Annotated in this window: 5 protein-coding genes; all 5 read left to right on the plus strand. The window is 70.3% G+C overall.

The features are described 5' to 3' along the window. The first annotated feature begins 45 nt into the window (after positions 1–45). Genes J1M39_RS11270 through J1M39_RS11290 form a run of 5 tightly spaced genes read left to right on the plus strand, consistent with a single transcriptional unit; the run spans position 46 to position 7103 of the window. Positions 46–312, plus strand: coding sequence for a hypothetical protein (locus J1M39_RS11270; RefSeq protein WP_101966130.1), 267 nt, complete (start codon positions 46–48; stop codon positions 310–312). A 17-nt stretch (positions 313–329) separates the two neighbouring features. Continuing rightward, the gene (locus tag J1M39_RS11275) at positions 330–845 is read left to right on the plus strand and encodes a hypothetical protein (protein WP_101966129.1); all 516 of its coding nucleotides are present in this window, start codon (positions 330–332) and stop codon (positions 843–845) included. After that, positions 842–3397, plus strand: coding sequence for an ATP-binding protein (locus J1M39_RS11280; protein WP_206496805.1), 2556 nt, complete (start codon positions 842–844; stop codon positions 3395–3397). The genes J1M39_RS11275 and J1M39_RS11280 overlap by 4 nt, the downstream gene beginning before the upstream one ends. After that, positions 3394–5340, plus strand: a complete 1947-nt coding sequence (locus tag J1M39_RS11285) for a hypothetical protein (protein ID WP_145993073.1) — start codon at positions 3394–3396, stop codon at positions 5338–5340. Before J1M39_RS11280 ends, J1M39_RS11285 begins: the two co-directional genes overlap by 4 nt. Beyond that, positions 5337–7103: a peptidoglycan DD-metalloendopeptidase family protein gene (locus tag J1M39_RS11290; protein ID WP_101966126.1), complete on the plus strand. Its 1767-nt coding sequence runs from the start codon at positions 5337–5339 to the stop codon at positions 7101–7103. The genes J1M39_RS11285 and J1M39_RS11290 overlap by 4 nt, the downstream gene beginning before the upstream one ends. The last annotated feature ends 37 nt before the right edge of the window (positions 7104–7140 follow it).

Here is a 7140-nt window from a genome sequence, read left to right on the forward strand (position 1 = left end):
GTCCACCCCGACCCACTGACCCCTCATCTCTGAAAGGGAGACCTCGTGAACGACTTCATCCCGTACCTCCACTCTTCCCTCACGCTCGGCAACTTCTTCACCTCGATCAACAACCTGATCGCCCAGGCCCAGGTCGTGCTCAACGCGCTGATCATCTTCCTGGGCGTGGTGATCTTCCTGATCGGCTCGGCCCGCGGCAAGTGGACCCTGCCGGCGATCCTGCTCTCCGCTCTGGCCGGCGGCCTGTTCATCTGGGGCGGCGTGGCCGGCGTCCAGTGGGCCGCGGACTCCGCCGGCACGACCATCAAGTGATCGGCCAGGAGTAAGCCATGACCGAGACCGGACGGTTCTACAGCAGCATCCGCCGCATCCCCACCACGCTCTACCGGCTGCCCGACGGCACCCGCGTGCCCGGGGGCCCCTACACGCTCGTGCAGGGCGTGGGCGGGGCGATCACGGTGGCGCTGCTGTGGGCCGTCCGGGGGTCCTGGACCACCGGCTTCGACCTGCTCGACTTCGCCGGCGCCCTGGCCGCTGGCTTGGCGGTCACCTGGCTGCTGCGCTTCGCCCCGGACAACCTCCACGAGCTGGGCCTGGTCATCACCGGAGCCTTCCTGGCCTGGTCCAAGCCCCCGCACGGGCACTACCGCGGCGAGACGTTCGCCCCCAAGAAGGCTCCCGTAGGGATGCCCGAGAAGCCCTCCAGTCCCACCGCTCCCACCCGCGCCCTGGCCACCGACGAGCCGCAGGGCGAGCACGCGCCGACGTACCGGCCGATGGGCACCTCCTCCGTGGCACGCCTCCTCCAGCAGAGCACGACCGAGAACAAGGACACCCAGCGATGAAGAACTCCCTCCTGTACCTGCGCGAGAACCTCATGTGGACCTCCACGGGCACGGTGTGGGTGATGTGGCGCGTGCACGGGCTGCCCTACGGCTTCGGCAAGGGCGAGCACAAGGAGCGGGCCATGCTCGCCCACCAGGCCCTCTTCCAGGGCCTGCGCGGTGAGGCCATGCTCATGGGCCTGTGCGCCGAGCTCGACCCCGCCGCCGTCGTCGAGCGCATGCTCGACGGTGTCGACCTGGAGCAGTGCCCCAACTACCTCGAGGAGGCCGAGCTCTCTTTGGACGAGCTCGAGACGATCCCCGTGGGCGAGCGAGCCTACTGGCTGGCCGTGCCGCTGCCGTCCAAGTCGATCACCGACCGCCTCCAGACCCTGATCCGCTCCGTCGACGGCAAGCTGCGCGAGCAGCTGGCCCTGCCCACCTGGCGACCCACGGAGGCGGAGATCCAGGCTCTGGGGCGCATGGCCGAGCACATCGGCCGGGCCATCCCCGCCGCCTTCAAGGCCGTCCCCTCCTCTCCGGCCGAGGTCGCCTGGATCTACGCCCACTCCCAGAGCCGGGGCCTGGGATCGGATCCCACTGCGCCCGCCGGCGGGGAGGACGTGCAGGCGTTCACCTCCGGGGCGAGCCTTCCCGAGCCGCTCGTGGACGAGGGCGGCCAGTCCGACGTCAGCGCCAAGGAACGGCTGAACCCCTTCGGCCGCCGGTACGTGAAGATCGCCTCCGAGACCACGGCAGGCCAGGCCTCGTACCAGGTGGTGATGGCCCTGACCGCCGGCCCCCGCGAGGGCTTCACCTTCCCCGACGACGAGTACGTCTCCTACATCGACTCCCTCAGCGTCAACGCGGACTGGATCATGCGCATGAACGTGCTGCCGGCCAAGCGCGCCGCCGCACGGAACAAGCGTGCCGAGGAGAAGCTCAACGAGGAGTACAACCAGCAGGAGGGTGACTCCCACGTGATCACCGGCGGATCCACCCGCCTGGACGCGATCGCCGAGGACCTCAAGGCCTACCACGCCGCACTGAACTCCTCGGAGGCCGAGGTCTCCGTCGACGTCGCGGTGATGTTCATCGTCGGCGCCGAGACCCCCGAACAGGCCCAGGACCAGGCCCAGATGATCCAGGCGGCCTACTCGGCGCGCGACTTCAAGGTGATCACGCCCCTGGGCTACCAGGAGTCGCTGTGGTGGGCGTGCCTGCCGGGCACGCCGGCCTCCTCCGTGGTGAAGAAGCTCGAGCTGCTGGTCACCGGCCGGCACCTGGCCTTCGGCATGCCCCTGGTGACCGACGCGCTGGGCACCCGCACCGGATTCCGGCTGGGCACGAACATCTCCTCCTCGCGCCGCAGCCCGGTGTTCATGAACATCGGCGGCCTCATGGAGGCCGACATGTCCGGCTCGTTCGCCGTCACCGGCGAGAACGGCTCCGGCAAGTCCACCCTGCTGAAGATCGTGGCCGGCAACGTCTTCGACCGCGGAGGCCAGATCGTGGCCATCGACCGCTCCGACAACACCGAGTGGGCGGCCCTGGGTCGACTGCTCACCGAGCGCGAAGGCTCCCAGCCCACCGTCGTCGAGCTCGGCGACACCCGCTGGTCGATCGACCCCCTGCGCCTGTTCCCGGGCAAGGTCGCCGCGCGCGTGACCCGCTCCCTGGTCTCCGTGCTGCTGGGCTTCGGCTCGAACTCCGCCGAGGGCCGGCTGCTCGGCCAGCTGCTGCACCCCGACTACGCGCAGGAGCATCAGATCACCTCCATGGGGTCCCTGGTAGCCCACCTGCTCTCCGGCCAGGGCTTGGCGGGGGAGGAGCCGGAACAGACCCGCGCGATCGCGTTCGGCCTCCAGAACGTGCAGTCCACCGAGTTCGGGCCCCTGCTCTTCGACGAGTCCCTGCCGACCCTGGACCTGTCCTCGCGCTTCCTCACCTTCTGCACCCGCGGCGTGGAGCTGCCCCGACGCCACGAGCTGGAGTCCGCCGCGCTGAAGGCGGAGCTGCCGGTGGAGAAGGTCATCGGCCGCGCCCTCTATGCCCTGATCGTGGCCGTCAGCCGCGTCGTGCTCTACGCCGACGACTCCATCGAGTCGCTGATGATCGTCGACGAGGCCCACCACGCCACCGGCTCCCCGGAGACCGAGCTGGAGCTGTCCAACGTGGTCCGCTACGGCCGCAAGCACAAGGCCGCCGTGGCGTTGGGCTCGCATGACGCGTCAACGGACTTCGGATCCCAGCAACTCCAGGCGCTGATCCCCGTGCGCATCGTCTGCCGTTCCCGCGACTCCAAGATGGCCCAGCGCAACCTCGACTGGATGGCCGACATGGGGCAGGACGAGTGGGTCGAGCTGGTCACCTCCGGGCTCTCCCCCCTGGACGACAACGAGGAGGTGGCCCCCGAGCGCCGCGGTGAGGCGCTGATGCGTGACGCCTACGGAAACGTCGCCAAGATCAAGGTGCTTCCTCCGCTCTCGCCGGCCCGCTTCAAGGCCGTGATGAGCTCCCCGCCCAAGCGCGGAGCCTCCACCGAGACCGCCAAGGAGCTGGTGCACGCATGAGCGCACGCGGATGGATGCGACGAGCTGGCGTCAGCGCTGCCGTGTTGCTGACCATGCTCTGGGCCGCCCCGGCCGCCTCTGCGGCCCCGGCAGCCCCGGCGCAGTCGGGGGTGATGGGCCTGGAGGAGTGGTCCCAGCAGGTCACCGACTCCTCCGGTGTGCCCATCTCCAAGTACGAGGCACTGCCCCTGGACCACGGCGCCGGAGGCATTGACATCAACCCCGCCCGCGACGCGCTGGTCTCCGTGCTCGACTTCCTCTGGGGCCTGCACTACATGTGCGTGACCACGTGCATGTGGCTGCTGCACACCCTGCTCGGCTTCCAGTGGGTCTCCTGGTTCTCCGGCCCGATGGAGGTCCTCGGCCAGAACTTCGGGCAGCTGGTCGCGCAGATCCACTGGATCCCGCTGGCGGCGATGATCTCCGGCACGACCATCGGCCTGCTGTTCTTCATGCGCAAGCGCGGCGCGGCCTGGGGGGAGATGTTCGTCTCCGTGATGATGGTCGTGGTCGCCACGAACATCGCGCTGAACCCGGTCGCCTACATCACCGGCCCGGACGGCGTCCTCCAGACCTCCCAGCAGACCGCGGCGCAGATCGCCGTGGAGGCCACCGGAGGCAAGGGCGCGATGGACGGCGGCGCGGACGCCTCCTCGGCCCTGGGCCAGTCCGTGATGGCCGACCTGACGGACGCGATGCTGCGCGGGCCCTCCCAGGCCGTCGCCTTCGGCCAGTTGCTCGAGGGCGGCTGCGCCAGCACCTTCACCGAGACGATGAAGGCCGCGGACCCCATGGACGTGAAGTCCAAGTCCGTGATGGACCCGGTCAAGGGGTGCAGCGAGTCGGCCAAGAGCTGGTCCGAGTCGACCTCCTTCACCAAGGTCGCCCCCATGCTCATGACCAACCTGGGCTCGGCAGCCTTCGCCGTGCTCGTGGCCACCATGGCGGTGGTGCTGTTCCTGGCCGTGCTCATGGCCCTGTTCTACGGGGTCTACCAGGTGCTGGCCGTGATGATCTCGATCGTGCCGGGCACCTCCCGCAAGGAGTTCTTCGGCGCGTTCGTCGGCGTGATCGCCTGCGGTGTGGTCATCGTGGCCGCGATCGTGCTCGTGGCCGTGTCCCTGCGCCTGGTGGCCAACATGCTGCTGACCACCGCAGCCCTCGGTGTGACCCTCCAGATGCTGTTGCTGGTGCTCATGCTGATCGCGCTGATCTGGCTGGTGCTGCGCGTGCGTCACGGGATCATGAAGAAGGGCGACCAGACCGCCCGCTGGCTCTCGCGCTTGGGCGCCGGCCAGGAGAAGAAGTCCAGCGTGCCGATGAAGTCGCTGGTGGGCATGGCCGGCACGGCTCTGGGCGGCTACAAGTTCGGCCGCCTCGGTCTGGCCAAGGGCGGCGGCCAGGACGGGCCTGCGCGCTCCCGGCCGACCGGCGGCGGCGCCGGCCCCTCGGGCGGCTCCGATACACCCAGCGGAGGACCGCGCCGGCCGGATCCCCGCGGCCCCCAGGTCTTCGGCCGCGCCGCGCGCGCCGACGGCGGCAGCGGGCCCGCGCGCCGGCGCCGTCCGGGCGGGCAGCTGCCCCCGGCTCCGCTGGTGCGTGCCGTCGGCGTGGGGGCGGCTGCCATCGGTGGTCCGATCGGTGGGGCGGTCAACGTCGTTGCCCAGGGCGCGGCCTGGTCCATCGAGCGCCAGAACCGCAAGGAGCTCACCGGCCCCGGCAAGCCCCAGCGGGTGCCCCGCCAGTCCCGGATCACCGTCGGCAGCGACGGCAAGGCCACCGTGACCCCCCGCCGGCCCGAGGTCGTGGAGGGCACCGTCGTGGATTCGAGCCAGGGCCCCCAGCAGCCCCCGCGGCGGCCGCGGTCGGACAGCACGGAGGCCACCCAGCGGATGCGCGAGCGCCTCCGGGCCGCCCAGGGCCCGCGGGGGCAGCACGCATGAAGCGCCGCGCCGTCTTCATCGGGGCCGGCGCCGTGGTGGCCGTCGTCGCCTTCGTGGTGGTGCTGATCCTGCTGATCATCCTGATGATCGGCGGCGCCCAGCAGAAGCTGAAGATGCAGCAGTCCTCTCTCTCCTGTGTCGTGGGGGGCCTGACCGCCGCGGACGGGTCCCTGGCCATCCCGCTGATGGGCCGGGTCACCTCCGACTACGGGCCGCGCCCGAACCCCTTCGGGCCCGGGTACATCCCCCCGGGCTACACGAGCGAGGCGCCCTTGCTTTTCCACGGTGGCGTGGACATCGGCGGCATCCCCGAGGGCACCCCCATCAACGCCGTCATGGGCGGCACGGTCATCGGCACCAACATGGAGGGTGAAGAGGGCGGCAACATCCTCAAGATCGACTCGGGCAACGGGATCGAGTGGCGCTATGTCCACATCGCCAACGGCACCACCGTGGTCAAGCCCGGCCAGCAGGTGAAGGCCGGGGACCACCTGGCCGGAGCCGGCGAGACCGGCGTGGCCACGGGCGTTCACCTGCACCTGATGCTCTACGTCAACGGCGAGCGGTCCAACCCGCAGACCTGGCTGGCCGAGCGCGGCCTGATCCTGGAGAAGGGCCAGATGCCCCGGCTGACCTCTCCGGCCGGCGGCGGTGCCGCGGGGGCGGCGTCCTCGAGCTCGGCGGCAGCCTCCTCAAGTTCGGCTCCCTCGGCCAAGCTGGCCAGCGGATCCTCGCCCGCGGGCGCCGCCGCCTCGGACGGGCAGCCCCCCAAGGTCAACGGGCCGGTGCGGATCACCTTGCCCGAGGGCAGCGAGTGGACGCTCTCCCCGGAGCAGGTGGAGAACGCGGCCCTGATCATCGGGGTGGCGCGCGAGCTCAACATCTCGGACAAGGGGATCCAGGTGGCGCTGATGACCGGGCTCCAGGAGACCATGCTCCAGAACATGGCGAACCCGACCCTGCCGGAGTCCATGAACTTCCCGCACCAGAAGACCGGCACCAACAAGGACTCGGTCAACGTCTTCCAGCAGCGCACCGTGGCCGGCTGGGGAAGCGTGCCGGAGCTGATGAACCCCGAGTACGCCGCACGAGCGTTCTTCGGCGGCCCAACCGGCCCGAACAAGGGCATGCCCCCGGGCCTGCTGGACATCCCCGGTTGGGAGGGCATGGCCCCCGGGCCGGCTGCCCAGGCCGTACAGAACTCGCGCCACCCCGACGAGTACAACAAGTGGGAGAACGCGGCGAACCAGATCCTGGGCCAGGTCACCGGCACCACCCCCATGATGTGCCAGGGCGCCGGCGGGGCTGAGGCCGCGGCCAGCGCCACCTCCAGCACCGCCCCCGAGGGCAACCACGCCCTGGACGAGGACACCAAGCGCCTGGGGATCCCAGCCGACTTCTCGCGCTCGAAGATCGTCTCCCGCTCTGAAGCCGGCATCGGCGGCACCTACACCTACGGCGCCGCGGACTTCCGATCCTGGGATGCCACCGGGCTGGTCTCACGCGTCTACCAGGACAACGGGATCGACATGCCCCGCCAGGCCCCGTGGACCGTGGGCAAGCGCACCGAGACCCCGCAGCCCGGCGACATCGTCGCCCAGAAGTGGGACCCCACCCGCGGGCGGTGGGAGCACGTGGGCATCTACGTCGGCGACGGCATGATGATCTCCGCGATCAACGAGTCCGCCGGCACCCGCAAGCACCCGGTCACCCAGACCGGCACCGACACCGTCTACTTCGACGTGATCCAGGAGAAGAAGTGAGCCGCACGGACACCACCCGCCACCCCCAGGACCCCCA

The organism is Micrococcus sp. KRD077, from assembly GCF_017168505.1.
Taxonomy (GTDB): Bacteria; Actinomycetota; Actinomycetes; order Actinomycetales; family Micrococcaceae; genus Micrococcus; species Micrococcus luteus.

Excerpts from the sequence above, each read along its gene's own strand:
- J1M39_RS11275 (WP_101966129.1), top strand. The coding sequence starts at position 330 with ATGACCGAGACCGGACGGTTCTACAGCAGCATCCGCCGCATCCCCACC.
- J1M39_RS11280 (WP_206496805.1), top strand. The coding sequence starts at position 842 with ATGAAGAACTCCCTCCTGTACCTGCGCGAGAACCTCATGTGGACCTCC.
- J1M39_RS11285 (WP_145993073.1), top strand. The coding sequence starts at position 3,394 with ATGAGCGCACGCGGATGGATGCGACGAGCTGGCGTCAGCGCTGCCGTG.
- J1M39_RS11290 (WP_101966126.1), top strand. The coding sequence starts at position 5,337 with ATGAAGCGCCGCGCCGTCTTCATCGGGGCCGGCGCCGTGGTGGCCGTC.